Genomic DNA, 26,834 nt, shown 5'->3' on the forward strand with positions numbered 1-26,834 from the left:
AAGCGGCCGCGCCGTACCTGATCTATTTCGACTTCCAGCTATCCAGCCAGCGGCGGAACCCATTGCGCTTTTCTTCAATCGCGTCGCCTGCCGCGTACAAGCCATCCTCAACATTCTCCAGCATTGGATCGATGCGGCGCCGGCGGAACCTGCGCCACCGCACCCATAGCGCCCAGACAATGGCTGCAAATATCGTCAGGAAGATGATGTTGAACCATGGGACGATACGGACATCTGGCCCATCAACGTGCTTGATAAAGACCGCATTCGGGAAAATCGACATGAATTCATTGCGCCAACCATAATGCGTCACGACAACCCATTCCGGATTGTCTTTGGTCGATTTCGCGTCGTTGGCCTCGGTATACAGGTTTGCCGTGTCGAACTTGAAATAGGGCGGCCATCCCCAGCCGGTATCCTCGTTCCGATACACGATGGGTTTGCCATTGGCCCGCACGGCCTGAATGAACTGCACGTCGCGGTTGGACAGGCTGGTCGACTGATCCTCGGGCTCGGACCAGAAGATCCGGGTCCAGTCGTTCAGATCCTGACGTTCTTCATATGTGTTGACGATCCGCACGACATCGTGCTGCGGCAGGGAGTATTGCAGGATCACGGCAATCGTGCCCCAGAAGATGATAATGAACGCCCATTTCACATAGGCCATGCCTTAACCCTCACATGTAATTCACGATGTAGATCAGCGCGCCAATCGCCACCCACGGCACAATATAGACACCCAGGATCAGTTTACGCCGGAACGAGTTGTCATAGACGTGTAAACCGCGTTCCACAAAAGCCATTTTGTCGCCCTGCTTTCCTTTTTCATCCCACCAGGTTTCCAGCTTGCGGCGGCGTGCGTTGCGCGAATAAAGCGACAGCGCAAAATAGGCGACCGTCTGGATCACCAGCAGGATCAGAAACAGGCGCATCGCTCCGAACATCTTACCCTTTCCTTACCGAGCCCCACGGACCAACACGGGCGATTATATCATCACTGACCCGATCATTGCCGCTCATATCCGGTTCATGCCCGAACAGCGCGGCGCGGGCACCCGATTTGTCCACCTGATACTCGCGCTCCAGAAAGTCGGCAACATAGGCCTTCTTGCTCTCGGGCCAGGAAACGTAAGTGTCGTAGAACAGTTCCTTGTGGCAGATGAACATCTGACGCGGGTCCAAAGGGGCCAAATCCGCCAGCAGCATGTTCACCAGATCGCGGTTTGGCGTATCTGCCGCGCGCAAGGTGTAGAAATAAGCCGGGTGGTCCGAGGTGATACGCGGCCATGGCCCACCATCACTTGCCCAGCGCAGCAACTGCGCCAGACCGTGATAAGCCTCGGGCAGGCGATCAGAGTGGTTCCGTGCCAGACGGCGCATGTCGCTGCGGTCCAGCCCGGTCAGGTCGACATCGGCATTCGCGGCGGCATCAATGGTCAGGAAATCCATCTTTTGCTGCAGGATCGCCGCAGCATCCACGCCCCGTGCCTTGACGATGGACTCAACCAGGTCGTTGTAGTCGAGGAACTTTGCGATCTGGTTCCGCTGTGAGGGGTCAAAGATATATTTGATCGGCAGATCGTCCGGCTTTTCACCCATACAGAGCGCAGCCGGATGGTCCACATCCGGGAACAGATAGAGACCGCCAAAATGCGCAGTCCAAAAATTACGCTGTTCAAACGCGGTATGACGCAGGCGGACCGGATTGCGGGTGACGTCGCCGGTTTCCTTGGCCGTTTCGATCATCTGCGCGATCAGCACATCGTCGAACCAGGCATCCTCTTCGGTTTTGAACTGTTCGACCATGCCCGCCAATTGCTCGGCCTTGCGCAAGGTGCCGCCCGCGGTATCCGCTTCGATCTCGATTTTTTTGATGTTGAACAGATCGCGTGGGGTGCTGAGTTTGATGACCGAGTTCACCAGCTCTCCTGCCACCGCATCGGTAGCGGTCAGGGCAAACAGCTGCGCCTCGTTCATCTCGATAAACTCGCGCAGGATGTCGCGCGAGGTCGAGAATTTGACGTTCAGCAAAGGCGCGCGTTTCTGCTCGGTCGTCAGCAGGATGAACTGCCGGTTGACCCCGTTAGGGTTGAGGTAAAGCTCATCTTCCAGCTCAATCCCCACCTCGGGTGAATAGCCCGAGATATCGACATGGAAATCCGTCAGCGCCGTGGTCTTGCCCGCCAGATGCTGCAGCGCGCGGTTATACCGCTCGACCAGAGCCGGGCTGGAGATGTGGACAAGATTGCCGAACATCAGGCCTTTTTCGATGAGGCGGATCATGTCTGAACATCCCAAATATCGCTTTGAAGTAGAGTGCCAAGTTCATCGTAAGATTGCTTGAACTTGAGCTTTTCAAATCTGATCTGTTCTGCGAGCGACAACGAAGACTGGGTTTCACAGGCTAGATCGAATAGACGGTGGAGTTCCAAGTAACGTTCGCTTTTTGGGCGCTTTTCCAACTTACGATTGCTGTTTTGCAATTTCTGCAAAAGGTCCGAGAAGCCATGATGAATTTGTCGAACATAGGCCTCATCGTCAGGTGTATCGATATCGTCAAAAGGCCCAAATGAGAGATTCCCAAAAACCGCAAATTCTGAAGTGTCATCGGGCTTTAACTCGAACTTCCAATTTTCATCGCTTACTTTTAACTCGCGGGCTAAGGTCGCAATAGATGAAATCAATGAGATGAGCGCGTCCTTTGAACGTTTCTCCGCTCTTTCCAGCTGTTCATCCTCGAAGATATGCGCTTGGGCAGCCATCGACCGAGCCATATCCTGAGTAGCTTTTCTCTGTTCTTCCATTTCCTCTTTTTGCAGTGTTAAAACCCGCCGTTGTTCACCAAGCTCGACCGACTGTAACAATACAGTAGCGATCAACCAAATAAACGCGAGCACCCCGGCCAAGCCAGCCAAAGTGTCCCCAACCTCATTCGGTGGAGCGACATATAGATGACGCCACTTTGGCGGGCATTCGTCTTTGGGGAACAAGTCCCCGTCGCAGGTAGGCGCCAACCCGAACCAAACAATCAACGCGACAAAGCATATCGTCGCGAAACAGGCCCACATAATGGGGTTTGCGAGACGCAAGAAACCGGGTTGGTCAGTTTCAACCATCTACCCTTTCCCCTCCAGATACCGCCGCTTGGCCTCTTCCATCCGACCCATCTCGCGGACGGCGTTCTCGATGGCGGCCTCATCGCTTTTGTCGGCATAGCGGAACTCGCTGTCGGCGTAGCGGTTGATCTCTTGGATCACCATGTCCACCGTGATCGGCTGGCGCAGGTCCTCGATCATGGCCTTCTTGGTGTCGTAGTCGCGGAACAGGAACAGGTCGGGGTTTTCCATCCACTCGTCGGGCAGTTCGAAATCCATCGCGCGGACCTTGACCGCGTCAGTAATGTTCTTGATCGCGCGGCCGGTGAAGCGCTCATCCGCCTGTTGGATCGCCTTGAGGTAGGTTCCCAGTTTGGCGATCGTGTCCATCGGGCCGATCTCGCCGGAGACCCGGTCATAGACCTGCAACAAGGCATCCTCATGCGGGCGGGAGTGGCTTTCGAAACTGGCGGCAACGGCCTTTTTGATCTCTTGCGCGGCATAGGCTTCGTGTTCGCCCAGCGGAATGTCGTGGTTGCGGCCCATCAGCAGGTGCAGGATGTCGATGTAGTCCTCGCGCGTCTGCGGCCCGTCCACCAGAAACCGCGCGCCCGCCCGCTGACGCAGGGCGTCGTCCACATTCTCGGGGTAGTTCGAGAACATGCCAAAGGTGCAGTTCCCGCGTACGACGGTGTTGGCGCCCGCAAAGCTCTCCATCAACACGGCCGTGATTTCCAGCTGCCCCGCCGAAGACTGCCGGTCGCCGCGTTTGCCCGCCAGTTGGTCGATATCGTCAATGGTGCCGAAGCCGATGACCGAGGGGTCGATGATCGTATTGATAAAAGCCTTGGCGTTCTGGCCCGACTTGCCCTGATAGCTGTCGATGTTGTCGGTGCTCAGGTTCTGATAGCGAAACGGATAGCCCGCGTTCTGGCAATAGTCGTTGATCAGCCCGGCCATCATCTGGATCAGAGTGGTCTTGCCGGTGCCCGGCTTGCCGTCGCCCATGAAGGTGAAAATGAACCCACCGAGTTCCGCAAAGGGATTCAGGCGGCGGTCAAAGTCATAGGCCATCACCATCTTGGCCAGCTTCATCGCCTGATGTTTGGCGATATGGTTGCCCACCACCTCGTTCGGTTTCTTGAACGTCATGGTCAGGGTGGTCGACTTGGCCTTGGAGGCGGGTTCGAACCCGCGGATGGTCAGGTCATCCGCCTCGATATGCCAAGCGGCGTTCTGGAACGGGGCAAGATGGCCTGCGGACTCGGCGCGCAGGGCGGCCTTTTCCATCAGTTGTTCGGCATAGGCGCTCGTGGCCGCGATCAAGTGCGCGTCGTCGGGGGCGTGTTTGGCAAGGGTTTGGTCCAGTTCCCAAAGCGCACCGTGCAGGGCAAGCTGGCCGTTGTCGGTCAGCACTTCTTCGATTTCGCCGATCTCGACCGCAGTCTCTCCCAGATGCGAGGACATCAGATAGGCCAGCGCATTACCAAAGACATGCAAGGTGATCAGCGCTTCAGCCGTCAGCAACTCCGAAAACTCAGTCTTGCGGGCGGCGGGTAGGTCTCCGGCCAGATTGGCGCGTTTCAGGTCGGCCAGAGGGGTTTGCTCGGCGTAGGCCTCCGCCACGGCCAGAGCGATGGCAGTCGCACGCCGAATGGCTTGCTGCGTAGTGGCCTGAGGGGGCGAAACCAGCGTATCGCCATCATCCGAGGCTTCGATCCGCTCAACCAGATGTACCCCATCCGCCCGCACCGTGCGCCGCGTAACCAATCCCGGCGTCGTCGACCGGAAACGCCGCCCGGTCGATACACCCGGCGACCGCTCGACAGCTGCCTCAACCGCCTTGGCAATCCGCGGCGCGTGTTCGAACCCGTTCAACAAGGCGGCCGCTGCCGGATAGTGCTTGCGAATATCCGCCTCGCGCAATTCCATCTGATCTGACGTCAAACTCATTTCAAAAAACCGCCCCTACTTCATCTTTTCAAAAATACTCTCGCCGAAGGCGAAATACTCAATAGCGCAACACCTGCCCCGCCTTGCTGACCACAAACTTGCGCACATCGGCAAAACCCGGTGGGGTGCGTTCGGCCAGCACCTGAAACGGGCGCTGGGGCAGGATGATCGAGCGCTGCATCCGCGTCGCCCCGGTCTCGGCCCCCTGCCCGCCGAATGGGTCGAGGGCAAAGACCTCGCGTTCAACGGTCGAAAACCACCCGGCACGTTCTTCGACCACCTCTTCACTTTCCAGCTCCTCGGTGGTCCAGGCCAGCGCCCAGTCCTGCCCTTGCGGAGACTGCGCGTCCTCCAACACCTGCCGCAGGGGGCCGGATTGCTCGGTATAGGCCGAGGAATACATCGGACCCACATGGATACGGCGTAGGTGTTTGGGGTGTAGGTCTTCGAAATCCTGATCGAAGCCCTTGGCGATGGTCACCAGTTTCAACCCGCCCAGCGCCTGCGCCATTAGATGGGCCTGTACCTCGGGCCAGCGGCGTTGGTCCTTGGGCAACGCCGTCTTGCCGCTGTCCTCTAACTGCATCAGATAGATGACCGGCAGGTTGATCTGGCTGTCATAGACCGCCCAGTGGATCATGAACTCGCGCCGCTCGCCCTCATTCCCGACCCAATGACATTCGGGATCGTTGCGGGCCCAGAACAGCTGACCCTTTAGCAATTCCTCGTAATAGAGCCTTTGGGACAGCGCGAATTGCAGTTTGGTGGGGATTTCCTGATCGCCAATAATCGTCCGCACCATGTCGGTTTTCAGGTCGTCTTCCGAGGGCATGTTCGCCAGATGCACCTGCGCCTGCTGCGCGTCATTGGCCATGGTCAGCAACTCGGCCGCCACCGGGAACCCGCTGTCGCGCTTGTCCATCGCAAGGCTGCCAAAGAACCTCCCTGTGTCGCGCCCGACCAGCAGGTACTTCATGCTAAGCGCGCGGAACGTGTAGAGCAGCCCCGACAGGTAGCGCGACACGATCCGCACCTCTTGCTTGCTGATCGCGCCCTCGGCCTCCATCGTTGCGGCCACGCGCAGGAGGTGGACGGTGATCACCTCGAATTTGCGGAAATATCGGCGCGAGGCGAAGGTGTCGGTCAGGCCAACATGGTCTTGGGTGGGGTCAGCTGCCAATTGCTTTCTCCCACAGTTTAAGAACGTCCGCAGACGCTATCTGGCGCTGTTTGCGAACAGAACCAAGCAAATCCGCTGGAGAGAAATGGTGAGCGCGTTGCCAGATAATTCCACATTTCTGAATTATGCCAACATAAGCAGGGCCCACAAACCTCGCTACTTGCCAAACGAGAAACGCCAAAGAAATTGGCGACAGCAATATTAGTGAAATTCCCACGGCAGTTTCGTTGCCACCGGTAATCCAAAACGTAACCGCAAAGCTAATGGCGAATACCGCCATCAAAGGTAGCGCAAAGAGAAAGTACCAGCCCCCGATATATGCCATTGCAAGCACTGCACCGAAGATACCAACAACCCAACGAAGGGGCGACCAACCTAACTGCTCTGACCGGCTTGTATTCAATCGGCCCAAGCTCAACCCCCATACAAATTCTTATCATGCTTCTCGACAATCGAGGCAAACCGGCGGGCAAAGCGTTCGTCTGCCTTGGCCTTTTTCTCCAGCACGTCGCGGGCAAAGACCATGTGGTCCTCATGCGCCTCTAGCATGTCGGCCATCTTCTGGTTGGTCGCGGTGCCGATGGCGGCCATGGCGGTTTGAGCCTCTTGGTCCGTCTGCACGCCGATCTCGTTGATGCGGTGGGCCACGTCCTGCTGCTGCGCGGTTTTCAGCGATTTGGTCAGGGCGTCATACAGCACCACGCGCTGTTGCGTGTCTGTCTGCAGCTTGTTGATCAACACCATCTGCGTCGCCGCCTGGTTCTGGAGTGAATCGACCCAGGTCTTGCCCTTTTCGATATAACGCTCCAGCGTCTGTGATTTGGCCAGCTTGACCTGCTCTTCCTGAACCTTGGCGTTGTATTGCTTGTTCAGCTCAGCAAGTTCGGTTTCCAACTGGGTGCGTGCGGCGGCGTCCTGTTCGACGCTGATCTTGTTTTCCAGAGTGATGATCGTCGGGTCCATGCCCTGAATCTCAGCGCGCAAGGCTTCAAGTTCGGCCACTGTCGCCTCCCGGTCATCCAGCGTGACGGTCAGGTTCTGTTCGACCTTGACGCGCTGTTCTTCCAGCACCGCCAACTGCCCTTCCAGCAGCTTCACGATCACATCGGATTTGGCGATCAAGTCCTGTAGCTTGTCGTCGATATTGGCGGTGCGCATCCGTTCCTGCCGCATCGACTCGGATTTGGCTTTCGCGAAGATGCCCACAAACGACTCCCACCCGGTTTTCGAGCGCATTTCGTCGAAATCCTTTGAGAACGCGCTGGTGACGTCATCCAAACCCATGATCAACTCAGCAATATTGGCGTTCATCACCTCGGTATGGGCATGTACATCTTCCAGCGTGGCGTTTTCGATGTCGATATCCGCCTCAGCCGTACCAATCTTGGCCCGCGCCGCTTCGATGCGTGAGGTCAGCCCTTCGATCTGTGACTGGCTTTCGCGGACCTTGGTTTGCGTTTCCTGAATCAACGCTTCGAATTGCTGGTTCGACATCTGCTATCCCTTTTTTGTTTATGTACCCAATAGATAGGCAATGTTACGCCTATTTACATCCCCTTGGGCCCTAAAATCCTGCAAAGATTGGCAAAATCAGGGGCAAAAGGAAAGATGTCGCGCACTGAAAGATCAGATCGCGCTCTGGTTGCAACGTTAGGGTTGGGTTGTCACCAAACTGAATCAAAACCGTCATGTCGGCGTTAAGAACCACGTCCATCCCACTTGCGTCCAAGTGAGAGAGGATACCACCCGATGTCATTGCGCTTTGTCTGCCTGACATCTGCCCTTGCCCTGACCGCCGGTCAGGCTGCGGCAGAGATGAACTTTAACCGAATTGCGTCCTTCCCTGTTGTGAAAAACATGGCCGAAGGGGCCGATCCCACCCGCGAAACCTCGCCCGAGATCATCGCAGCGACCGCCGGCGGAAAGACGCTGGTTTATACCGACAGCCCGCTGGGTGTGATCGGTATGGTCGATATCACCGACCCCGCGAACCCGGCACCATTGGGCGCAATGGATGTAGGCGGCGAGCCGACCTCGGTCGGTATCGTTGGCGCTACGGCGTTTGTGGGTGTGAACACATCCGAGAGCTACACCGCCCCTTCGGGCAAGCTGATCTCGGTTGATATCGCAGGCAAAGCCGAAACTGGCGCTTGCGATCTGGGCGGACAGCCTGACAGTGTCGCCATCGCCCCCGATGGCAGCTTTGTCGCAGTTGCGATTGAAAACGAGCGCGACGAAGACTTGAATGACGGCATCATCCCGCAACTGCCCGCCGGTTCTCTGGCACTCGTGCCGCTGAAAGACGGCGCGTTGGACTGTTCTGGCATGAAGATGGCCTCGGTGACCGGTCTGGCCGAGGTTGCTCCGACGGACCCTGAGCCTGAGTTCGTCGATATCAACGGTCTGGGCGAAACCGTCATCACCCTGCAGGAAAACAACCACATCGCGGTTGTCGACAAGGATGGCACCGTGATCAGCCATTTCTCGGCCGGCGCGGTTGATCTGGAGGGTATCGACGCCACCGATGAACGCGGCGCTCTGATCTTCACAGAAAGTCAGCCGGGCCGCCTGCGCGAGCCGGACGCAGTGAAATGGATCGACGACAACCACTTCGCCACCGCCAATGAAGGCGACTATGAGGGTGGCTCGCGTGGTTGGACCATCTTCCACAAGGACGGCACCGTTGTTTACGAAAACGGCACCGATTTCGAGAAAGCTATCATCCAGATCGGCCACTACCCCGACAAACGTTCGGACAGCAAAGGGGTTGAGCCGGAAAGCGTGACTGCAGCCACTTTCGGCGGCACGCCGATGATCTTTGTGGGGGCCGAGCGCGCTTCGGTCGTGGGGGTCTATGACGCTACCGATCCGGCGAACCCGGTGCTGAAACAATTGCTGCCCTCGGGCGTCGGTCCGGAAGGCTACGTGGCGATTCCTGACCGCAACCTGCTGATCTCGGCCAATGAAAAAGACCTGATCGAAGATGGCGGCCCGCGGGCGCATGTCTCGATCTTCGAGTATCAGGATGCACCCGCCGCTTATCCGCATCTGACCTCCGCTGGCGCGGATGAGCTGATCGGATGGGGTGCCCTGTCCGGCCTGGTCGCGGATGAAGACGGCATGATCTACGCGGTCAATGACAGCTTTTATGGCTTCCAGCCCTCGATCTTCAAGATCGACCCCAGCCAGCAGCCCGCCCGCATCGTGGACGTGATCCGCATCCACCGTCAGGATGGCAACCCAGCGCAGAAGCTGGACCTTGAGGGCATCACGCTGGACGGCAAGGGTGGCTTCTACGTCGCCTCCGAAGGCCGCACCGATCGCGTCATCCCGCACGCGATCTATCACGTCTCGGCCGAAGGCAAGATCAAGGACCGCAAGGGCGAGATCGGCCTACCGCCGGAACTGATGGCCGTCGAGAAGCGCTTTGGCTTTGAGGGCATCACCAAGGTTGGCGACACCCTATGGATGGCCGTGCAGCGCGAATGGAAGGACGATCCTGAAAACCACGTGAAACTGGTGGCCTACAATCTGGACACCCAGGAATGGGGCGCCGTTCACTATCCCAAGGCGGACCCGGACACAGGCTGGGTCGGTCTGTCGGAAATCGCGGCCTTCGGCGACCATGTCTATGTGATCGAGCGCGACAACCAGCACGACCACCGCGCCGTGACCAAAAAGATCTACCGCATCCCGCTGTCCGAGATGACCCCGGCCCCGCTGGGCAGCGAGTTGCCCGTGGTCAGCAAAGAAGAGGTCCGCGACCTGCTGCCCGACCTGACTTCGACCGGAGGTTACGTTCTGGACAAGATCGAAGGTCTGGCCATCTTGCCCTCGGGCGAGGCGTTTGTCATGACCGACAATGACGGCGTCGACGATGCCTCGGGCGAGACGATGTTCTGGTCGATCGGGTCGGTGACGGCTGGAAACTAAGCCCGTCGCCACGGAAACCAACCCGCGCGGATTTCGCGCGGGTTTTCTATTTAACCATTGCTACTGCAAATAATTCGAATAGCGGAAGTTCACCACAGCATCATTCTGGATCGCACAATGCGCCTTGATATAGCTGCGTTGATCCGTTTGGTTGTTTGACCGACCGACCTCCAGATCAATCAGGTCGATACCGTCCGAATTGGTCGTGTATGAAAGCGTCTGCTCAAAATCCACCGCATAATACCCTTGGTTGGTCATCGCAGTGATGGTGCGGTGCATACACAGCCCGATTGCATTCTCCTCTGGCGAGACATGAGGGTGTTTTTGATAGTCGGACCCATGCTTATGATGATGATGCGCAATCGACGCGCCCAGCACGCCCAACGCAACACCAGCAATAAACTTGCCATCGTCATCTGCATAAGCTTGCGGCGCCGAGAGGTTTGTCACAGCGACAATCATACACAGGATTCCGGTGGAAATCGTCTTGGTTAACATGGGTTTCAGTCCTCCTGCGGGTCACATTTGCCGGATTGGATCGGCGCTGTTTTCCGTTTGAGGTTAGCGTAACGCCCGTCGCAATAGCCAGTACCTTCGTTCAAAAATCCCCTAACGCTAATCCCGCAAGCCAGTACGCTCAAAAAACAACGCCCCGCGACTGGAGGATCGCGGGGCGCGTGTTGCGATAATCATGGGAGGAGGAGATTATCGCCAGATCGTCAAAAGCCTCAGTTCACGGCTTTGGCGTCAACTACATCTTTTTCGATGGCCTTGGCCGAAGAAATCTCAATCTTGCGCGGTTTCAATGCCTCGGGCACTTCGCGCTTCAGGTCGATGTTCAGCATGCCGTTCTCGTGGCTCGCACCGGTGACGCGGACATGGTCTGCCAGGGCAAAGCGACGCTCGAACGCGCGGGTGGCAATGCCACGGTGCAGATAGCTGCGATCTTTGTCCTCGGCGGCTTTCTTGCCCGATACGACCAGAGAGTTCTCTTTCACTTCAACCGACAGGTCATTCTCGGCAAATCCGGCGACAGCCACGGAAATCCGATAGGTGTCGACATCGGTTTTTTCGATGTTGTACGGGGGATAGCTGGGCTGGGCCACGTCATTGGTCAGAACGCGGTCCATCATGTCTGCGATCTGGTCGAAACCGATGGTGGCACGGTGCAGCGGTGCAAAGTCAAAACTACGCATAGTATAATCCTCATCCTTTGAGCGATTTGCGGTGTAAGCCCTCCGTTTCGGACGGGCGGTTATGTGTTCGGACCCCGAAAGTGGCGATCCGATACAAATCAAATGGGGAGAGGTTTGGCGCAGTTCAACCCCCGCCAGAGCTGATGAATTTAGCACCCGACCCGGACTTTCCCGACCCCACCTGAAGACGACGGATCGCGGCTTTGGGTTGCGGCGCATCCCGGCGTAGAATGGCCTTTAGGTTGGACACGATCCCACCCAATTCCATCCCAAACCCGATCTTGCCACGGTGATCTGTGCCAACGGCGGAAACAACCGACAGGATTTGCCAGCGCGAGCCGTTCTTGGCCAGAATAGCAGACCCGGACGATCCGAAGGTGATGTCACAGTTGAAGATAATCAGGCCTTGAAAACGGTCCAAAATCCGGCAGGACCGCTCACGCGTGATCGCTTCGGACCGACCGCGCCCATATGATGCGATACTGACCTCATTGTTCGTCACACGCCCTTTGTGCAATGCAAATGGATTGGCAATCGAATACGGAATCGGTTGATCCAGCCGCATAAGGGCCACATCAGCCCGAACGCTCGCATCGGTCAAAGGATCGTTTGCACCATAGTCGGGATGCGCGGCGATCTGAACGACCTCACGTTCCGCCAGCGCCGCACCATCGCTGAACCCCGCCCGAAACCTAAGCTCTCCGGGTTGATAGAGTTCGCTGGTCTTTTTGTCGAAGACACAATGCGCAGCCGTCAGAACAAGATCCTGCGCAATCAGCGTACCTGTGCACAGGAACTTTGAGCCGATATCCAGGCGCCCGATGGCCTCCCATCCATACAAATCATCACGATCCGTCAGCTTGCGCTTATTGGCCTGCGCTTGTCCTGTTGTGGCGGAAATTGAAGAAAAAAGAACAAAACAAATAAGTAATCTGATCACGGTCTGACAAACCTCGCACCGATATTGTTCTTTGTGCTGATGGCACCGGGCGACGCGCTCAATCCGCGCCCCGAGGAAAGCTCGGCCTGCAGCAGCTGCAGCGAATCCTCGATCGGCGTACCCAGCGCAACGCTCATCCCGCTCATCTCGGCCTTGGCGGCGACCACCGAGACGATGCGGGGCATATCTTCGGTGAAAGAAAAGACGGGCGCGCCAGAGGACCCCAGATCCACATCACAGGACATCACCAGAACACCGGATCGGCGGGTCATAATCGAGCAGACTTCTTGCAACGATGGAACCTCGGACCGATCCTGCGCGTAGGACACGACGCCAACCTCTTCCCCGCGAACCGGGCGATCGCCAGTCTCAAAAGGGACAACAGCAGTGTTGCGGACGGGCTGCCACAGTTCGATCAAGGCGATGTCATGGCGGACGCGCTCAGCCGAAGTTCCGCGGTCATATTCGTAACTCGGATGCACAACCGCCTGCCGGGCCGAACGGTAAGCGGATGCGCGCCCCAGGCGCCATCCGGCCAGAAACTGAATTTTCGCCGGGTCGACCCGCTGCCGTGTCGCTTTGTCAAACAGGCAATGCGCGGCCGTCAAAACCAGGGTAGGCGAGATCAGCGTACCGGTGCAAAACCCCGTACCTTCAACATCCAAGCGCCCGACAGCCATCCATTGCCGACCGGAATCGGTGGTATCCAGGCTTTTCAACCCGCTATCCTGTGCCAAAGCGCCCAAAGGCAATACAGCCAGGGCAAGTGCAGTGATCCAATTGCGCACGCGACTCTCCGGTCCTTGGGTCAGGCCATGAGTCATACGCGACGCGTTGGGCGAAATTAGGGCGGGCGCGTTGGATTATTCTTTAGTCAGGTCCTGTTACACTGAAATCGCAGCCCGGATCAGCGCAGGATCGGCACCTCAGACGCAATGCCGGGTTGCAAGGCACGGGGCTTTGGCCCACCGGTCGCCCAGTCCAGCAATTCAACCGTGTGGACAACCGGGACTTTGGTGCCCGAGCCGATTTGCATCATGCACCCGATATTGCCAGCAGCAATCACATCGGGCTTTTTTGCCTCCAGCGTCCGAACTTTTCGATCTTTCAGTTGGGCCGATATCTCGGGCTGCATCAGGTTGTAGGTCCCCGCACTGCCGCAGCACAAATGACTGTCAGCAGGCTCTAACACAGCGAATCCGGCCTGTTTCAGGAGGTTTTTGGGGTGTGTCTTGATCTTTTGACCATGCTGCAATGAACATGCCGCGTGATAGGCAACGGTCAAATTTCTGTCCTCGCCCTGCGGAATGCCGATCTGGGTCAAAAGCTCGCTGACATCCATCGCGATTGCCGAAACCCGTTTGGCGTCTTCTGCCAGGGGTTCTGTGCGAAACATATGGCCGTAATCCTTGACCGTGGTCCCGCATCCTGAAGTGTTGATAACAATCGCATCCAGCCCTTCGCCATCCATCTCGCGTGCCCAGGCCTGGATATTCGCAGCGGCCGAGGCATGGCTTTCCCGCGTTTTGCCCATGTGATGGGTTAGTGCTCCGCAACATCCTGCGCCTTCGGCAACCACGATTTCGCAACCCAATCGGGTCAGCAGACGAATCGTTGCGTCGTTGATATCGGTGTTCAGCGCCTTTTGCGCGCATCCGGTCATCAGGGCCACGCGTCTGATCTGTTTTCCTTCTGCGGGGAAGCTTTGCGGGTCATCATTACGACTGACCGGAGGAATTTTCTTGGGTGCCATGTCCAGCATGGCCTTCAACCGTGCGTCCGGCATCAGGAATCGAAATGGACGCCCCAGTTTTGCGCCGATCAAAGCCCAGCGAAACCGCATAGGATACGGCAATATCCGTGCCAGAAGCCAACGCAAGACCCGATCCGAGAAGGGACGCTTGTAGTTTGCCTCGATATATTCGCGCGCGTGATCCACCAAATGCATGTAATGAACGCCCGAAGGGCAGGTCGTCATGCACGCCAGACAGGACAAACAGCGATCGATATGCTTGACCGTCTTGTCGTCAGGCACGCGTTCGTTTTCCAGCATGTCCTTGATCAGGTAAATACGACCCCGAGGGCTGTCCAGCTCATCACCCAATACCTGATAGGTCGGGCAGGTGGCTGTGCAGAACCCGCAATGCACACAGTTTCGCAAGATTTCATTCGATCGCTGGATCGCCGGATCTTTTAGTTGATTTTCGGTAAATGTGGTCTGCATTACATCACCCCATAAGCCCGGGATTGAACAGGCCGCGTGGATCGAGTTTCTCTCTGATCGCCTGGGTTAGAGCCTGTATTCCAGCATCTTCCTGTTGAAATCTGCCCATCATTTCCATCTCGGATCGCGCGGCGCGCACCAAGGTTGAATGGCCGGGAATACCGTCCAGCGCCTCACGCAAATCTTCGCCTTCCGGAGCCAATGTCCATATCAGCCCCCCGCCCCAGTCGATGATCCTGTTTGGGTTACTCCCGTTGACGACACGGGTCATGTCGGTTGGCTTGACTGACGTTTTCCAAACGTTTCCAGATGCCCCTTGAAACGGTTTGAGGTTGCGCACAGCGCCCCAAACCCTGGCATTCTCAGCTGGCTCGGTCACGACCTGATCAGGACCCGAATCCTTGAACAATTCCAACAGTTTGCTGACGCGATATTTGACGGAGTCTTCAAACCCTTCGACACGCAGAACAGTTCGGGCGCGCTGATTACCCTCTTCCGGCAAACGCGCCGCTCCGCTTACCTCAAACGGAGCGCCCAGCGCATCGCAAAACAGCTTTAAGGTCGAAGCCCAGTCGCGTCCTTCCCAGACAAGGGTCGCTGCGGTTTCAGACTTGGGCAGAACCTTGAGAGACACCTCAGTCAGCACCCCCAAGGTTCCCCAAGACCCGGCCATCAACTTGACCAGATCGTAACCGGTGACGTTCTTCATCACCCGCCCACCATTCTTGATCACCTGCCCGCGCCCATCAACAAATCGGACACCCAGCAAAAAATCCCGACAGGCCCCGGCCTGAATGCGCCGCGGCCCTGAGATATTCGCCGCAACCACTCCGCCAATTGTCGGTTCCCCAGATGTTCCTAACACTGCTCGATAATCAGCCGGTTCAAACGCAAGCTGCTGGTTTTCAGCGGCCAATGCCGTTTCGATCTCGACCACCGGTGTCCCTGCCCGCGCGACCACAGTCAAAGCCCCCGGTTCGTACAACGTGATCCCGCGCAGCCTTGCTGTGCTTAGTTCGGCTTCCGGCCCGGCCACACCCCGGGTTCCGCCCCCGACAATCCGTACCGGTTCTGACAATCCGGGAATGATCTCGGCCAGTTCGGCCTCTGACTCAGGTTTCATAGCTCATCTTCTCGTGTTCAGTAGTGGCGGGATGACTTGGCTTGCGGGTCGAAAATCACGGACCAGTTATTCCGCAGCGATCCCGGTGGCACGACGCTGCGCGGAAACATCCAGAGGGAAAACTTTGGCCGGGTTCAACAGCCACCCCGGATCAAACACATCCTTGATTGCCATCTGTACCTCAAGGTCCTGCGGGTCATATTGATGGTGCATCAGGTCGCGCTTTTCGATCCCCACCCCATGCTCTCCGGTCAGGCACCCGCCAACATCCACACAAAGCCGCAGGATATCGGCGCCGAACGCCTCGCATTTCTCAAGGTCACCAGGTTTGTTGGCATCAAACAGAATTAACGGGTGCATATTCCCGTCGCCGGCGTGAAAAACGTTCCCCACTGGCAGGCCATAGTCTTCGCTTAACTCGCCAATCCGCCGCAAAACTTCCGGCAGAGACGAGACCGGAATCGTACCGTCCAGACACATGTAATCATTGATTTGCCCCATCGCGCCGAAGGCCGATTTGCGCCCCAGCCAGATCCGCGCGCTTTCGTCGGCTGACTGGCTTTCCCGCAGTTCAACCGGATTATGGCGCTTTGCGATTTCGATGATCTTGGCCAACTGGCTGTCGATCTCCGCCTCGGAGCCTTCGACCTCGACAATCAGCAACGCTTCGCAGTCGGGATAACCTGCATGGGCAAAGCTCTCGCAAGCCTGAATGCACAGACGGTCCATAAACTCGATAGCGACGGGCAAAATGCCCGATTTGATAATGTCAGAGACACATTGACCAGCAACTTCGTTGTCATCGAACCCCATCAAAACAGGCCGGGCACCTTCGGGTTTGCGCAGAATGCGCAACGTCGCCTCGGTCACGACGCCCAGTTGCCCTTCTGAACCGCAGATCACCCCCAAAAGGTCTAACCCTGCGGAATCCAAATGCGCGCCGCCGATTTCGACGATGCTGCCATCCATCAACACCATGGTCACGCCCAGCAGATTGTTTGTCGTAACACCGTATTTCAGACAATGTGCGCCGCCAGAGTTCATTGCGACATTTCCGGCAATCGCGCAGGCCAATTGGGACGACGGGTCAGGCGCGTAAAAGAAATCTTCCTCTTCCACAGCTCCGGAAACACTCAGATTGGTGCGGCCGGACTGCACACGGATAAAACGGTTCTTATAGTCGATCTCCAGAACCTCGCTCATCCGAGCAACGCCCAGGATTACGCAATCGGCAGTCGGCAGCGCCCCACCTGCAAGCGAAGTGCCCGAACCTCGCGGGACCACCGGCACACCTTCTTCGTTGCAAATCCGCAAAACGTCCGAGACCTCTTGCGTGGTCGATGGCAGAACCGCCAGCATCGGTGGGCATTTGTAAGCCGTCAGGGCATCGCATTCATATACCCGCGTTTCCGCCGGATCATGGATAACTGCGTCCGCCGGCAACACCTGCTGCAAACGGGCGAGTACATTTGCCTTTCTTGCCAGGACTTCAGGGTTTGGCCGGGGCATGTCCATTGTCGATCCTCCTATTTGGTAAAATAATATTACCAATTTTACGATCTGGCAAGTTCTGAAAACGGACTCTAGTGTCGCGGGCATGACGTGGATCGATCGTGCATTGCTGTTTTCGCCAATAGACTACGCTGCTGTCCTGATACTGGTCGGCGCGTGGCTGGGCATTGGCTGGCGAATCGAGAAACTGTCGCCGAACAAGCCATCCGTATCGATGATGATGGATGAGTTCCGCCGCAAATGGATGCATGAGATGGTGACCCGGCAACCTCGCATGTTTGACGCCCAGGTTGTTGCGGCAATGCGTCAGGGCAGTACGTTCTTCGCCTCAACCACGATGATCGCAATCGGCGGAGGGCTAGCCCTGCTGGGGAATACAGAACGTCTGGCTGGTGTCGCCAGCGATCTGGCCATCGGCAGCGCGCCTGCTTTGGTGTGGGAAATCAAGATACTCGTGGTCATCCTGCTGCTATCCAACGCTTTTTTGAAATTTGTTTGGGCGCACCGGCTGTTTGGATACTGCGCCGTTCTGATGGCGGCTGTTCCAAACGATCCCGAAGACCAGCAGGCCTATCCGCGTGCGGCTCAGGCCGCCGAAATATGCATTACGGCAGCCCGTAGTTTTAACCGCGCGCTGCGTGCCACTTACTTTGCTTTGGCGTCGGTTGCCTGGATTCTGGGACCGATCGCGCTGATTGCGGGCTCAGTAGCGACGCTGGCGGTGCTTTATCGACGCGAGTTCGCATCGCATTCCCGGACAGTTCTGCTCAACACCGGATCGTGATCGCCGGTCCGTCCTGAAAAGGTTAGGTTCACATCATGAGATATCTTGTTCTGACCGCCCTACTGGCCACCCCGGCCTTTGCGGATGATCCCGTGATCGAAGCCGTCACCGCCAAACAAAGCGATCAGACCTGGCGATTCGATGTAACCGTTTCACATCCTGAAACTGGATGGGACGACTATGCCGATGGTTGGCGGGTGCTGGACATGGACGGAAACGAGCTGGGGATACGTGTGCTGCATCACCCGCACGAGAATGAACAACCTTTCACCCGATCCCTGAGCGGTGTCTCGATCCCGGAAGGCACGGCCCAAGTGCAGGTTCAGGCCCGCACCAATGTGGACGGTTGGGCGGAAGAAACCTTTGTGGTCGATCTGAACTGAGGTCAGAACACGCCCATCTCTAACCCGGCGGCCATGGCCAACCCAAGCGCGCGGCATGCCTCTAACTGGTCCTCGGGTATGGTTTTCTCGGCCAGAATCGCCTCGGGCGTCTGTGCGTGAGTGCAGATGATCAGTGGCGGCTGAACCTCTTTCAAACGCCAGCCGGTTGCAATGCGGGCAGTTTGACGGGCGGCGTTTTCACCGTCAGACCCGGCGCAAATCATCTGCGCATAGGGGCGGCCTTCGACCCGGCCCAGCACGGGATAATAACTACGGTCGAAGAATTCCTTCATCAGGCCAGAAATCGCCGCCAGATTCTCGGGCGCGCAAAAGATGTAACCATCCGCCAGAAGCAAATCTTCGGGTCCAGCCTGATCTGCGGTCTTCAGGATAACGTCCGCTTGTTCGCGCCCGGCCTCTGCCGCCTCTTCGGCCATCTGCCGGGCCCCGCCGGTGCGCGAATGGTAGACGATCAAAAGCTGCGCCATGTCAGACCCGGTGATAGGGGCTGCCCGACAAGATCGTTGCGGCCCGATAAAGTTGTTCGGCCAGCATCACACGAACCAGCATATGCGGCCAGACCATCGACCCGAATGAAATAGAAAAGTCGGCCTCTGCTCTCAGATTAGGGTCTATTCCGTCCGCCCCGCCAATGATCAGCGCCAGATCCTGCCGACCCGTGTCGCGCCAGCCGCTCAGTTTCTGCGCGAAATCGGGCGAGGACATCACCCGCCCCCGTTCGTCCAGCGTGCAGATCACCGCGCCTTTGGGCAACGCTTTGCGCAGCAGGGCCGCTTCAGCCCCCATGCCTGCGTTTTTCTTGTCCTCGACCTCGATCACGCGTGCGGGACCAAGGCCCAGCGCGCGGCCGGTCCGATCAAATCGGGTCAGGTAATCGTCAAGCAGGGTCTTCTCCGGTCCGGCACGCAATCGCCCGACCGCACAAATGCTGATACGCATATTTCTCTCGCCTCCGGCCTGTTAATGCAGACCGGGATAGCGCCTCAGTTCGCCGAGGCGCTGCCGCCCTGAGGCAGCCACATCTTTTCCAGCTGATAGAATTCACGCACTTCGGGGCGGAAGATATGGACGATCACATCGCCCGTATCGATCAACACCCAGTCGCCGGCATCCTTGCCTTCGACCTTCGAGGTGAAACCGAATTCCTGCTTGATGCGATCCGTCAGCTTTTCTGCCATGGCCGAGACCTGACGGGTCGACCGACCCGAGGCAATCACCATGTGATCCGCAACAGAAGACTTGCCTTGCAGGTTGATCTGCACGACGTCTTCGGCCTTGTCATCGGAAAGTGAGGAAAGGATACGTTCAAGCAGCTTGTCGCTGATTGACTGAGAGTGGGCCATTACACTGGCCCCATCATCGGCGGGCAAACCCGCCTGAGTATGTAGAGACAGGACATAGTCCTCCTTTGCTGCGCGCCGCCAAACCCCGGCGCAGGGGTAGTATTAAGGTAACAAGGGGATTGCAACATTTCAATGAAGGGCCACCCTGGCAGGCACACAAGGGCTCACTCTTTGGCGATCTGTTGCGCGGCTGCGTCTTCGTTCAGCACCCGAACCTCGCGCTGTGGGAACGGGATCGAGATACCCTCGTCCTTGAACGCATCCCATAGCGCCAGATAGACATTCCCGCGGATGTTCGTCAGACCTTTGGTCGGGTCGCTGATCCAAAACCGCAGCACATAGTCCACGCTGCTGTCCCCAAAACCAGTGATGTGACAGACCGGTTCGTGCGAACCACCGCTTAGAACCCGCGCAACAGCCTTTACAGCCCGGATCGCCGTTGCACGCACCTGATGAGGGTCGTCGTCATAGCTGGTGCCGAAATCCAGGTCCAAACGCACAAACTTGTCCGAATGAGACCAGTTCACCACCTGATTGGTGATCAAATCCTCGTTCGGGATCAGGTATTCCCGCCCATCCCGTGTGACGACCGAGACATAGCGCGCGCCCAGCGCGTTGATCCAACCGAAGGTATCGCCCAGCGAGATTACATCCCCCGGTTTGATCGACCGATCCATCAGGATGATGATGCCCGAGATCAGGTTCGACACCACTTTCTGCAGCCCAAAGCCGATGCCTACGCCAATGGCACCGGATAGCAGAGCGATCCCGGTCAGATCGAACCCAAGCGTGCGGATCGCGGCCAGAAAGACGGCCCCGTACAGCAGAACCTGAATGCCCTTGGCCAGCAGAACCTGCATCGACGGGGTGATGTCGTCGTTGTTTTGCAAACCGCGTTCCGCCGCGCGGGTTCCGATACGGGCCAGTGTCAGCAAAACTCCGATCAGAAGAATTGCCTTGAGAATCCCCAGCGCTGAAATGTGCAGATCACCGATTGAGATCGCTACCCCGTCCAGAAACCCAGCCACATCGTCCGTCAGATTCAGCGCAATCAGCGTTGCATAGACCCACATTGCCCACTTGAAAATCCGCCGTAACGTCCGGTTTCGCACCAACCGCGCCACCAAAGCGATAACCAGCCAAGCCAATGCCAAAGTCGCAACAACACCGATCATATAGCTGCGCGAGGGCCATGTGATTTGCTGCATCAACAGATACAGAGCCCAGGACATCAGCACGAAATAGACCAGAGTCAGACGCTGCATCAGCTGCACCAAAGTCCGCAGCCGCCATTTCGGCCAGCCGGTACGCGAACGGGCCCAGGACTCCCACCGGGCTTGCGTTGCAAGCTTCAGGAAGTATGCCAACGCCCACAGAGCCAGAATGATGAGCAACTGGTGTTGACGCCAGCCCGGCGTAACGATCAATTCGACCAGATTTGCGAATTGCGACGAAAAACCCGCGACCATGTTTTCGTAGAGGTCCGACAGCGAACTGGGGATCAGGTCTTGGTTCATGCACGTCTCCTAACCTGCAGATTGAACAGCAATGCAAGGCGATGCAAGCCCGGCACGGGATTGAACCTTGATTGCCGCCAAAGCCCGATATATCTGGGGCGTATGAGACTCAACGTGGCCCAACAGCAGAATCTGGAAGATCGCGCACGCCTGCGCGAACGGTTCTTTGGGGCCGCCCGCACGGTTTTGGCCCGCCTATCTGCGGCTTAAGCCACCTCGCCAGCTATTTCTCATTACATACGGGAGAGGACCGATGTCCCCCAAAACACTCTATGACAAGATCTGGGATGCCCATGTCGCGCATGAAGCCGATGATGGCACCTGCCTGCTGTATATCGACCGCCATCTGGTGCATGAAGTGACCAGCCCGCAGGCGTTCGAGGGCCTGCGCATGGCGGGCCGCAAAGTGCGTGCGCCGGAAAAGACCATCGCTGTTCCGGACCACAACGTGCCGACCACGCCGGATCGTGTGAACGGGATCGAGAACCCGGAATCGCGTATTCAGGTCGAAGCGCTGGACAAGAACGCCAAGGATTTCGGCATTCACTACTACCCGGTGCATGACGTCCGTCAGGGCATCGTCCATATCGTCGGCCCAGAACAGGGCTGGACCCTGCCCGGCATGACCGTTGTGTGCGGCGACAGCCACACCGCCACCCACGGCGCGTTTGGCGCTTTGGCCCACGGCATCGGTACGTCCGAGGTCGAACACGTTCTGGCCACCCAAACTCTGATCCAGAAGAAATCCAAGAACATGAAGGTCGAGATCACCGGCAAATTGCAGCCGGGCGTGACCGCCAAGGATATCACGCTGGCCGTGATCGGCGAGACCGGTACCGCTGGCGGCACCGGCTATGTCATCGAATATTGCGGCGAAGCGATCCGGGACCTCACGATGGAAGGCCGTATGACCGTCTGCAACATGGCGATCGAAGGAGGTGCCCGCGCGGGCCTGATCGCGCCGGACGAGACCACCTATGAATATGTCAAAGGTCGCCCACACGCCCCGAAAGGCGCGCAGTGGGAAGCGGCTCTGGATTGGTGGAAGACGCTCTATACCGATGAGGGCGCAGAATTCGACAAGGTGATCACTCTACGCGGCGAAGATATCGCTCCGGTCGTGACCTGGGGCACCAGCCCCGAGGACGTTCTGCCGATCACTGCATCGGTGCCTCATCCGGAGGATTTCGAAGGCGGCAAGGTCGACGCGGCCCGCCGGTCTATCGAATACATGGGTCTGGAAGCCGGGCAGAGGCTGAGCGACGTGGAAATCGACACCGTTTTCATCGGCTCCTGCACCAACGGTCGTATCGAAGACCTGCGTGCTGCGGCCGAAATCTTGAAAGGCAAGAAGATCAAGGACGGTATGCGCGCCATGGTCGTACCCGGTTCGGGACTGGTCCGCGCGCAGGCCGAAGAAGAAGGTCTGGCCGAGATTTTCAAAGAAGCCGGTTTCGAATGGCGCCTTGCCGGATGTTCGATGTGCCTGGCGATGAACCCCGACCAGTTGCAGCCGGGCGAGCGCTGTGCCGCAACTTCGAACCGCAACTTTGAAGGCCGTCAGGGTCGGGGCGGACGCACCCATCTGCTCAGCCCCGCGATGGCTGCCGCTGCGGCAATCACAGGACGGCTGACAGACGTCCGTGAATTGATGTAAGCTCCCCTCATATCTAGATATTTGAGGGATTGAAAACATGAGTGACTGGATCAAATGGCTCCTGCTGGGGCTTCTGTCCATAGCGTTCGGTATCTTTGTACTGGGCGCGCCTGCGGTGGCGTCGATTGCCGTGACGGTGGTGACCGGAGTGTTGCTGCTGATCTCGGGGGCGCTGCAAGTTGTTGGCGGCTTCACTGTCGAAGGCACCGGCAACAAGATTTTGTCACTCATCATGGGTGTCGTGATGCTGTTCCTGGGCTGGTCCTTCCTGGATCATCCGCTGCAAGGAACAGTGACCTTGGCGACCGTGGTGCTGATCCTGTTCATGGCAGGCGGCATTGCCCGGATCATCCTGTCGTTCCAGATGAAAGGAACGCAGTTTTTCTGGGCAACGTTGATCTCGGGCATCATGTCAATCGTTCTGGCGATCCTGATCTGGCGCTTTGCCGCCGCCGATCCGGCGGTATTGCTTCAGCTGCTGGGTATTCTGCTGGGCATCGAGATGCTGTTCAACGGGTTCGGCCTGATCTTTATGGCGTTCTTCGTCAAAGACGCACCCAAGGACGAAACAACCGAAGCTTAAACGCGGGGCACGGGCGCGGCCCTACCCCGCAGGAGTGTAGACATGGAAAAGTTTGACAAAGTCCACGGGGTGGCCGCCCCGATGCCGCTGATCAATATCGACACCGATATGATCATTCCGAAAGTGCACCTGAAAACCATCAAGCGGTCCGGCCTGGGCGTCGTGCTGTTTGACGAGATGCGCTATCACGATCATGGCGGCGAGATTGAGGATTTCGTTCTGAACAAGCCCGCCTATCGCAACACCGAGATTCTGGTGGCCGGCGACAATTTCGGCTGCGGTTCGTCGCGGGAACACGCACCTTGGGCGATCAAGGATTTCGGCATCAAGGTCGTGATCTCGACCAGCTTTGCCGACATCTTTTTCAACAACTGCTTCAAGAACGGCATCCTGCCCATCGTGGTTGAAGAAGAACATCACGCGATTCTGATGGATGACGCGCATAAGGGTGAAAACGCCCGCATGACGGTTCATCTTGAAGATCAGCAGATCACCACCTCGGATGGCGTCGTGATCGAGTTCGACATCGACCCGCATCGCAAGCATTGCCTGTTGAACGGTTTGGACGATATCGGCCTGACTATGGAAAAAGATCATCACATCGACAAGTTCGAAGAACACGCAAATCAGGCTCGTCCCTGGGTGTGATTCTGAAACCGGCGTTATGTCTGCTCAACCTAACGGGGTCGCCAATGCGGCCCCGTTCTCATTTTTGGGGTCAAACTTTCGGCAACCACAACATGTAGGGCGTATTCTGAATTACACGTCGAATTTGCGTCGGGAATGATGCAAAGCGGCACCAGTCTTGCCATCATTTTGCCCGAAATGCCGTGTTTTCTGGCGCTTGGCTTGAGCTTAATGGTCGTTGTCGCCAGTGTTGTCGGCATCGAGGCATGCGTTTGATAAAGGAACGTCGGGCACAAGTTGGATTGTAAGTCGGCACAGAATCGACTGATCCGGTTTGGAAAGGGTTCGGATTGTGATTGCACGCACTACGGGGGCGGCGATACGTGGACTATTGGTCGCACTTATGGTGCTGACCCCTGCGTTGTACCTGCCTACATCGACGTCGAACGGGACCGAGATCGTCGTGTTTCTTGCGATTCTGGCGTTCATTCTGACGTTCTCAGAATACAACTCTGCCTTTCCCAGTTTCATTGAATTCCGCGATGCCCCACCGGTAAATCGGCTGCGCTTTGTTGGTTTGACCTCGATGATCACGTTTCTGACGCTGATCTGCAAAAACGTCTATGCACCGACCGAGTTGACGCACGCGTTCTATACCATAGGTCTGATGGTCGCCAACGTGGCGGACTTTCCCTATTCACCTGTACGCCTTGTCGTGCTGATGCTGCCGGCGAATGCTTCGGCTCCGCTGATCGAATTGGTGCGCATCTCAGCAGGTATCGCTTATGTCGCCGCGCTTGTGACGATCGCCAGCTTTGCCTATGCGGTCAAATGGCGTGGCTGGCCTACTGGCAACGGGGCCTTCAACGTCTGGACCAATCTTCCGCTGTTCGACCCAACCAAAGGTGGCGATGTTGTAACCCGTCTGCAGCGCGACGGGCGTTTGAACATCATGATTGGCGTGTTACTGCCATTCCTGATCCCCGCCCTGATCAAACTGATCTCGGAGTTTGGCAGCCCGATTACGCTCAGCAACCCGCAGACACTGATCTGGACGCTCAGCGCCTGGGCCTTTCTACCAGCCAGCATGATCATGCGCGGGATGGCGACCATTCGCGTTGCCAATTTGATCGTTGAAAAACGACGCGCCTATTCGACAACCGAGACGTCCCGACAGACTGCATGATCCGTATCCTTCTGCTGCTGATGCTGCCCTTCGCAGCGCAGGCAGAATCCCTTCGCATCGCGACCTTCAATACAGAGCTCAGCCGTGACGGGCCGGGGCTGTTATTGCGGGATATCCGGCGCGGCGACCCTCAGGTGGACGCCGTGGTCTCGGTCCTGGCGGAAACGAAACCGGACATCGTCGCACTTCAGAGCATTGATTGGGACCTGGACGGGCTGGCGCTTGGTGCCCTGACACAAGCTTTGGACGAGGCCGGATTAAGTTACCCATTCGCCTTTGCCGCTCAACCCAATGCAGGACTTGAAACCGGCCTAGACCTTGACGGTGACGGCAAAACCGGAGGGCCGGGCGACGCGCAGGGCTGGGGGAAATTCACCGGCCAATCGGGCATCGCTGTCTTGTCCCGGTATCCTATTCGAACCGGGGAGGCGCGTTCACTGACGTCTCTGTTGTGGCGTGATCTACCCGGAGCCACTCTGCCGCAAGTGGATGGGGTGCCATTCCCGTCGAAGCAGGCGCAAGAGCAGCAACGCCTGTCTTCGACCGCGCATTGGATTGTCCCAATTGAGGCACCCGGCGGGCTGATCGACGTTTTGACGTTTCACGCAACGCCTCCGGTTTTTGATGGGCCAGAGGACCGCAACGGGTTGCGCAATGCCGACGAAATCCGGCTGTGGTCTTTGGTTCTGAAGGGGGAACTGGGCCCATCACCCAAAGGCCGTTTCGTGATCGCGGGCGACGCTAATCTTGACCCCAATAAGGGAGAAGGGCGCAAGGACGCGATCCGTAATCTGCTGGACAACACGCGCTTGCAGGACTCAAAACCCTTAACGCCTGACGGATCACCTGAAACCGTGCTTTGGAAGGGCGTGGGCGAGATGCGGGTCGATTACGTTCTGCCGTCAGCAGGATGGCAGATTGCAGCGTCTGGCATCTACTGGCCTAAGGAAAACACCCCGGGCCGCAAATCAGCCGAAGCAGCAAGCCGCCATCGGCTGGTTTGGGTCGATTTGGTGGTGGAATAGTCGGCCTTACAGTGGCCCGGTATAAGTCCCCCGCGGTGGATATTTGTTCTCCAGCGCGTATTTGATCCCACCCGAAATATCCGAAACCGCAGGCCGACCAAACGGCGTTGTTTGCTGCCACGCAAAAAACAAGGTCCGATCAGGTGCGATATAGAAATGCCCCGGTTCGGCAAAAAACGGGGCTTCCGCCGTGCCCTCGCGCCCTTTTGAAATATGAAGGCCCCAGCCGTCCCGTGCCTCTGTCAACGGCAGGCCGTGTCCAACACGCAGCTTCGACGTCCCGGCTTTTTCGACAGTCTTGGCTGCCCGTTCGGCGCTATCGGTGCTCAGCATGATCACCTCGACACCCAGCGCTGCGAAATCATCCAGTGCAGCTTCAACCTCTCCCATCTGGCGGATACAGATCGGGCAGTGAAGGCCTCGATACTGAATCACCAGCGTGCCGTTTTCGCCCTTGTCGGCCTCCAGGTCAAAGTTACCACCGCCAATGGTTTCGATTTTAAGGGCAGGAACGGAATTTCCCGGTATCAACATGTGTTTTCCTCGTGAATT

General features: G+C 57.4%; 29 protein-coding genes. 9 read left to right on the forward strand and 20 right to left on the reverse strand.

What is annotated here, in order from left to right; genetic code table 11:
* Positions 1 to 22 precede the first annotated feature (22 nt).
* The 8 genes from ACP0GE_RS11295 to ACP0GE_RS11330 form a co-directional block, all read right to left on the reverse strand.
* On the reverse strand, positions 23 to 667 hold the full coding sequence (locus ACP0GE_RS11295) for a DUF1523 family protein (RefSeq protein ID WP_424832046.1): 645 nt from the start codon (positions 665 to 667) through the stop codon (positions 23 to 25).
* 10 nt (positions 668 to 677) lie between these two features.
* Positions 678 to 944 (reverse strand): hypothetical protein, encoded by a 267-nt coding sequence (locus ACP0GE_RS11300; protein WP_424832047.1) that lies wholly within the window; start codon positions 942 to 944, stop codon positions 678 to 680.
* Between the two features lies 1 nt (position 945).
* Positions 946 to 2,283 (reverse strand): DUF6638 family protein, encoded by a 1,338-nt coding sequence (locus ACP0GE_RS11305; RefSeq protein WP_424832048.1) that lies wholly within the window; start codon positions 2,281 to 2,283, stop codon positions 946 to 948.
* Positions 2,280 to 3,116, reverse strand: coding sequence for a hypothetical protein (locus ACP0GE_RS11310; RefSeq protein WP_424832049.1), 837 nt, complete (start codon positions 3,114 to 3,116; stop codon positions 2,280 to 2,282). Before ACP0GE_RS11310 ends, ACP0GE_RS11305 begins: the two co-directional genes overlap by 4 nt.
* Positions 3,117 to 5,048 carry an ATP-binding protein gene (locus tag ACP0GE_RS11315; protein WP_424832050.1) on the reverse strand — a complete coding sequence of 644 codons (1,932 nt, stop codon included), beginning with the start codon at positions 5,046 to 5,048 and terminating at the stop codon, positions 3,117 to 3,119.
* Between the two features lie 58 nt (positions 5,049 to 5,106).
* Entirely contained in the window at positions 5,107 to 6,228 is a 1,122-nt protein-coding gene (locus tag ACP0GE_RS11320) for a hypothetical protein (RefSeq protein ID WP_424832051.1), read from the reverse strand.
* Positions 6,218 to 6,553: a hypothetical protein gene (locus ACP0GE_RS11325; RefSeq protein ID WP_424832052.1), complete on the reverse strand. Its 336-nt coding sequence runs from the start codon at positions 6,551 to 6,553 to the stop codon at positions 6,218 to 6,220. Before ACP0GE_RS11325 ends, ACP0GE_RS11320 begins: the two co-directional genes overlap by 11 nt.
* Before the next feature lie 89 nt (positions 6,554 to 6,642).
* Positions 6,643 to 7,722: a hypothetical protein gene (locus ACP0GE_RS11330; RefSeq protein ID WP_424832053.1), complete on the reverse strand. Its 1,080-nt coding sequence runs from the start codon at positions 7,720 to 7,722 to the stop codon at positions 6,643 to 6,645.
* Positions 7,723 to 7,977: 255 nt separating this feature from the next.
* On the opposite strand from ACP0GE_RS11330, the gene ACP0GE_RS11335 reads away from it, so the two are divergent.
* Positions 7,978 to 10,161, forward strand: a complete 2,184-nt coding sequence (locus ACP0GE_RS11335) for an esterase-like activity of phytase family protein (protein WP_424832054.1) — start codon at positions 7,978 to 7,980, stop codon at positions 10,159 to 10,161.
* A gap of 60 nt (positions 10,162 to 10,221) precedes the next feature.
* Here ACP0GE_RS11335 and ACP0GE_RS11340 read toward each other — a convergent pair whose 3' ends face one another.
* The 7 genes from ACP0GE_RS11340 to ACP0GE_RS11370 form a co-directional block, all read right to left on the reverse strand.
* Positions 10,222 to 10,659, reverse strand: a complete 438-nt coding sequence (locus tag ACP0GE_RS11340; protein WP_424832055.1) for a hypothetical protein — start codon at positions 10,657 to 10,659, stop codon at positions 10,222 to 10,224.
* 230 nt (positions 10,660 to 10,889) lie between these two features.
* Positions 10,890 to 11,357, reverse strand: a complete 468-nt coding sequence (locus ACP0GE_RS11345) for an Hsp20 family protein (RefSeq protein ID WP_424832056.1) — start codon at positions 11,355 to 11,357, stop codon at positions 10,890 to 10,892.
* A gap of 124 nt (positions 11,358 to 11,481) precedes the next feature.
* The gene (locus tag ACP0GE_RS11350) at positions 11,482 to 12,198 is read right to left on the reverse strand and encodes a trypsin-like serine peptidase (protein ID WP_424832057.1); all 717 of its coding nucleotides are present in this window, start codon (positions 12,196 to 12,198) and stop codon (positions 11,482 to 11,484) included.
* A gap of 95 nt (positions 12,199 to 12,293) precedes the next feature.
* The gene (locus ACP0GE_RS11355; protein WP_424832058.1) at positions 12,294 to 13,085 is read right to left on the reverse strand and encodes a trypsin-like serine peptidase; all 792 of its coding nucleotides are present in this window, start codon (positions 13,083 to 13,085) and stop codon (positions 12,294 to 12,296) included.
* Between the two features lie 119 nt (positions 13,086 to 13,204).
* Positions 13,205 to 14,521, reverse strand: a complete 1,317-nt coding sequence (gene glcF / locus ACP0GE_RS11360; protein WP_424832059.1) for a glycolate oxidase subunit GlcF — start codon at positions 14,519 to 14,521, stop codon at positions 13,205 to 13,207.
* A gap of 4 nt (positions 14,522 to 14,525) precedes the next feature.
* Positions 14,526 to 15,644 (reverse strand): FAD-binding protein, encoded by a 1,119-nt coding sequence (locus ACP0GE_RS11365; protein ID WP_424832060.1) that lies wholly within the window; start codon positions 15,642 to 15,644, stop codon positions 14,526 to 14,528.
* 66 nt (positions 15,645 to 15,710) lie between these two features.
* Entirely contained in the window at positions 15,711 to 17,159 is a 1,449-nt protein-coding gene (locus tag ACP0GE_RS11370; RefSeq protein WP_424832061.1) for an FAD-linked oxidase C-terminal domain-containing protein, read from the reverse strand.
* 82 nt (positions 17,160 to 17,241) lie between these two features.
* Here ACP0GE_RS11370 and ACP0GE_RS11375 point away from each other — a divergent pair, with 82 nt between their 5' ends.
* Together ACP0GE_RS11375 and ACP0GE_RS11380 are read left to right on the forward strand one after the other, a co-directional pair.
* Positions 17,242 to 17,940, forward strand: coding sequence for a DUF599 domain-containing protein (locus ACP0GE_RS11375; protein ID WP_424832062.1), 699 nt, complete (start codon positions 17,242 to 17,244; stop codon positions 17,938 to 17,940).
* A gap of 35 nt (positions 17,941 to 17,975) precedes the next feature.
* A complete protein-coding gene (locus ACP0GE_RS11380; RefSeq protein WP_424832063.1) occupies positions 17,976 to 18,323 on the forward strand; it encodes a hypothetical protein in 348 nt (115 codons plus the stop codon).
* Between the two features lie 2 nt (positions 18,324 to 18,325).
* Here ACP0GE_RS11380 and ACP0GE_RS11385 read toward each other — a convergent pair whose 3' ends face one another.
* The 4 genes from ACP0GE_RS11385 to ACP0GE_RS11400 form a co-directional block, all read right to left on the reverse strand.
* Entirely contained in the window at positions 18,326 to 18,811 is a 486-nt protein-coding gene (locus ACP0GE_RS11385; protein WP_424832064.1) for a flavodoxin family protein, read from the reverse strand.
* 1 nt (position 18,812) lies between these two features.
* Positions 18,813 to 19,283, reverse strand: coding sequence for a 23S rRNA (pseudouridine(1915)-N(3))-methyltransferase RlmH (gene rlmH / locus ACP0GE_RS11390; protein ID WP_424832065.1), 471 nt, complete (start codon positions 19,281 to 19,283; stop codon positions 18,813 to 18,815).
* A gap of 44 nt (positions 19,284 to 19,327) precedes the next feature.
* Positions 19,328 to 19,687, reverse strand: coding sequence for a ribosome silencing factor (rsfS, locus tag ACP0GE_RS11395; protein ID WP_058276550.1), 360 nt, complete (start codon positions 19,685 to 19,687; stop codon positions 19,328 to 19,330).
* Positions 19,688 to 19,851: 164 nt separating this feature from the next.
* Positions 19,852 to 21,204: a mechanosensitive ion channel family protein gene (locus tag ACP0GE_RS11400; RefSeq protein ID WP_424832066.1), complete on the reverse strand. Its 1,353-nt coding sequence runs from the start codon at positions 21,202 to 21,204 to the stop codon at positions 19,852 to 19,854.
* A 114-nt stretch (positions 21,205 to 21,318) separates the two neighbouring features.
* Here ACP0GE_RS11400 and ACP0GE_RS11405 point away from each other — a divergent pair, with 114 nt between their 5' ends.
* The 6 genes from ACP0GE_RS11405 to ACP0GE_RS11430 all read left to right on the forward strand — a co-directional run bounded on the left by ACP0GE_RS11405 (position 21,319) and on the right by ACP0GE_RS11430 (position 26,282).
* Positions 21,319 to 21,414, forward strand: coding sequence for an isopropylmalate isomerase (locus ACP0GE_RS11405; protein ID WP_254438069.1), 96 nt, complete (start codon positions 21,319 to 21,321; stop codon positions 21,412 to 21,414).
* A 43-nt stretch (positions 21,415 to 21,457) separates the two neighbouring features.
* On the forward strand, positions 21,458 to 22,861 hold the full coding sequence (leuC, locus tag ACP0GE_RS11410) for a 3-isopropylmalate dehydratase large subunit (RefSeq protein ID WP_424832067.1): 1,404 nt from the start codon (positions 21,458 to 21,460) through the stop codon (positions 22,859 to 22,861).
* A gap of 37 nt (positions 22,862 to 22,898) precedes the next feature.
* Complete coding sequence (locus tag ACP0GE_RS11415; protein ID WP_424832068.1) at positions 22,899 to 23,444, forward strand: HdeD family acid-resistance protein; 546 nt, start codon at positions 22,899 to 22,901, stop codon at positions 23,442 to 23,444.
* 42 nt (positions 23,445 to 23,486) lie between these two features.
* Complete coding sequence (gene leuD / locus ACP0GE_RS11420; RefSeq protein WP_424832069.1) at positions 23,487 to 24,092, forward strand: 3-isopropylmalate dehydratase small subunit; 606 nt, start codon at positions 23,487 to 23,489, stop codon at positions 24,090 to 24,092.
* Positions 24,093 to 24,423: 331 nt separating this feature from the next.
* Positions 24,424 to 25,257, forward strand: a complete 834-nt coding sequence (locus ACP0GE_RS11425) for a hypothetical protein (RefSeq protein WP_424832070.1) — start codon at positions 24,424 to 24,426, stop codon at positions 25,255 to 25,257.
* Positions 25,254 to 26,282, forward strand: a complete 1,029-nt coding sequence (locus ACP0GE_RS11430; RefSeq protein ID WP_424832071.1) for an endonuclease/exonuclease/phosphatase family protein — start codon at positions 25,254 to 25,256, stop codon at positions 26,280 to 26,282. Before ACP0GE_RS11425 ends, ACP0GE_RS11430 begins: the two co-directional genes overlap by 4 nt.
* A gap of 6 nt (positions 26,283 to 26,288) precedes the next feature.
* Here ACP0GE_RS11430 and ACP0GE_RS11435 read toward each other — a convergent pair whose 3' ends face one another.
* Positions 26,289 to 26,816: a redoxin domain-containing protein gene (locus tag ACP0GE_RS11435; protein WP_424832072.1), complete on the reverse strand. Its 528-nt coding sequence runs from the start codon at positions 26,814 to 26,816 to the stop codon at positions 26,289 to 26,291.
* Positions 26,817 to 26,834 lie beyond the last annotated feature (18 nt).

This window comes from Ruegeria sp. (assembly GCF_965243365.1).
Lineage (GTDB): Bacteria > Pseudomonadota > Alphaproteobacteria > Rhodobacterales > Rhodobacteraceae > Ruegeria.

What these genes read in the sequence shown, in the direction of transcription:
- ACP0GE_RS11295 (WP_424832046.1), bottom strand. Translation starts at nt 667, where the DNA reads ATGGCCTATGTGAAATGGGCGTTCATTATCATCTTCTGGGGCACGATT.
- ACP0GE_RS11300 (WP_424832047.1), bottom strand. Translation starts at nt 944, where the DNA reads ATGTTCGGAGCGATGCGCCTGTTTCTGATCCTGCTGGTGATCCAGACG.
- ACP0GE_RS11305 (WP_424832048.1), bottom strand. Translation starts at nt 2,283, where the DNA reads ATGATCCGCCTCATCGAAAAAGGCCTGATGTTCGGCAATCTTGTCCAC.
- ACP0GE_RS11310 (WP_424832049.1), bottom strand. Translation starts at nt 3,116, where the DNA reads ATGGTTGAAACTGACCAACCCGGTTTCTTGCGTCTCGCAAACCCCATT.
- ACP0GE_RS11315 (WP_424832050.1), bottom strand. Translation starts at nt 5,048, where the DNA reads ATGAGTTTGACGTCAGATCAGATGGAATTGCGCGAGGCGGATATTCGC.
- ACP0GE_RS11325 (WP_424832052.1), bottom strand. Translation starts at nt 6,553, where the DNA reads ATGGCATATATCGGGGGCTGGTACTTTCTCTTTGCGCTACCTTTGATG.
- ACP0GE_RS11330 (WP_424832053.1), bottom strand. Translation starts at nt 7,722, where the DNA reads ATGTCGAACCAGCAATTCGAAGCGTTGATTCAGGAAACGCAAACCAAG.
- ACP0GE_RS11335 (WP_424832054.1), top strand. Translation starts at nt 7,978, where the DNA reads ATGTCATTGCGCTTTGTCTGCCTGACATCTGCCCTTGCCCTGACCGCC.
- ACP0GE_RS11340 (WP_424832055.1), bottom strand. Translation starts at nt 10,659, where the DNA reads ATGTTAACCAAGACGATTTCCACCGGAATCCTGTGTATGATTGTCGCT.
- ACP0GE_RS11345 (WP_424832056.1), bottom strand. Translation starts at nt 11,357, where the DNA reads ATGCGTAGTTTTGACTTTGCACCGCTGCACCGTGCCACCATCGGTTTC.
- glcF (WP_424832059.1), bottom strand. Translation starts at nt 14,521, where the DNA reads ATGCAGACCACATTTACCGAAAATCAACTAAAAGATCCGGCGATCCAG.
- ACP0GE_RS11365 (WP_424832060.1), bottom strand. Translation starts at nt 15,644, where the DNA reads ATGAAACCTGAGTCAGAGGCCGAACTGGCCGAGATCATTCCCGGATTG.
- ACP0GE_RS11370 (WP_424832061.1), bottom strand. Translation starts at nt 17,159, where the DNA reads ATGGACATGCCCCGGCCAAACCCTGAAGTCCTGGCAAGAAAGGCAAAT.
- ACP0GE_RS11375 (WP_424832062.1), top strand. Translation starts at nt 17,242, where the DNA reads ATGACGTGGATCGATCGTGCATTGCTGTTTTCGCCAATAGACTACGCT.
- ACP0GE_RS11380 (WP_424832063.1), top strand. Translation starts at nt 17,976, where the DNA reads ATGAGATATCTTGTTCTGACCGCCCTACTGGCCACCCCGGCCTTTGCG.
- ACP0GE_RS11385 (WP_424832064.1), bottom strand. Translation starts at nt 18,811, where the DNA reads ATGGCGCAGCTTTTGATCGTCTACCATTCGCGCACCGGCGGGGCCCGG.
- rlmH (WP_424832065.1), bottom strand. Translation starts at nt 19,283, where the DNA reads ATGCGTATCAGCATTTGTGCGGTCGGGCGATTGCGTGCCGGACCGGAG.
- rsfS (WP_058276550.1), bottom strand. Translation starts at nt 19,687, where the DNA reads ATGGCCCACTCTCAGTCAATCAGCGACAAGCTGCTTGAACGTATCCTT.
- ACP0GE_RS11400 (WP_424832066.1), bottom strand. Translation starts at nt 21,204, where the DNA reads ATGAACCAAGACCTGATCCCCAGTTCGCTGTCGGACCTCTACGAAAAC.
- leuC (WP_424832067.1), top strand. Translation starts at nt 21,458, where the DNA reads ATGTCCCCCAAAACACTCTATGACAAGATCTGGGATGCCCATGTCGCG.
- ACP0GE_RS11415 (WP_424832068.1), top strand. Translation starts at nt 22,899, where the DNA reads ATGAGTGACTGGATCAAATGGCTCCTGCTGGGGCTTCTGTCCATAGCG.
- leuD (WP_424832069.1), top strand. Translation starts at nt 23,487, where the DNA reads ATGGAAAAGTTTGACAAAGTCCACGGGGTGGCCGCCCCGATGCCGCTG.
- ACP0GE_RS11430 (WP_424832071.1), top strand. Translation starts at nt 25,254, where the DNA reads ATGATCCGTATCCTTCTGCTGCTGATGCTGCCCTTCGCAGCGCAGGCA.
- ACP0GE_RS11435 (WP_424832072.1), bottom strand. Translation starts at nt 26,816, where the DNA reads ATGTTGATACCGGGAAATTCCGTTCCTGCCCTTAAAATCGAAACCATT.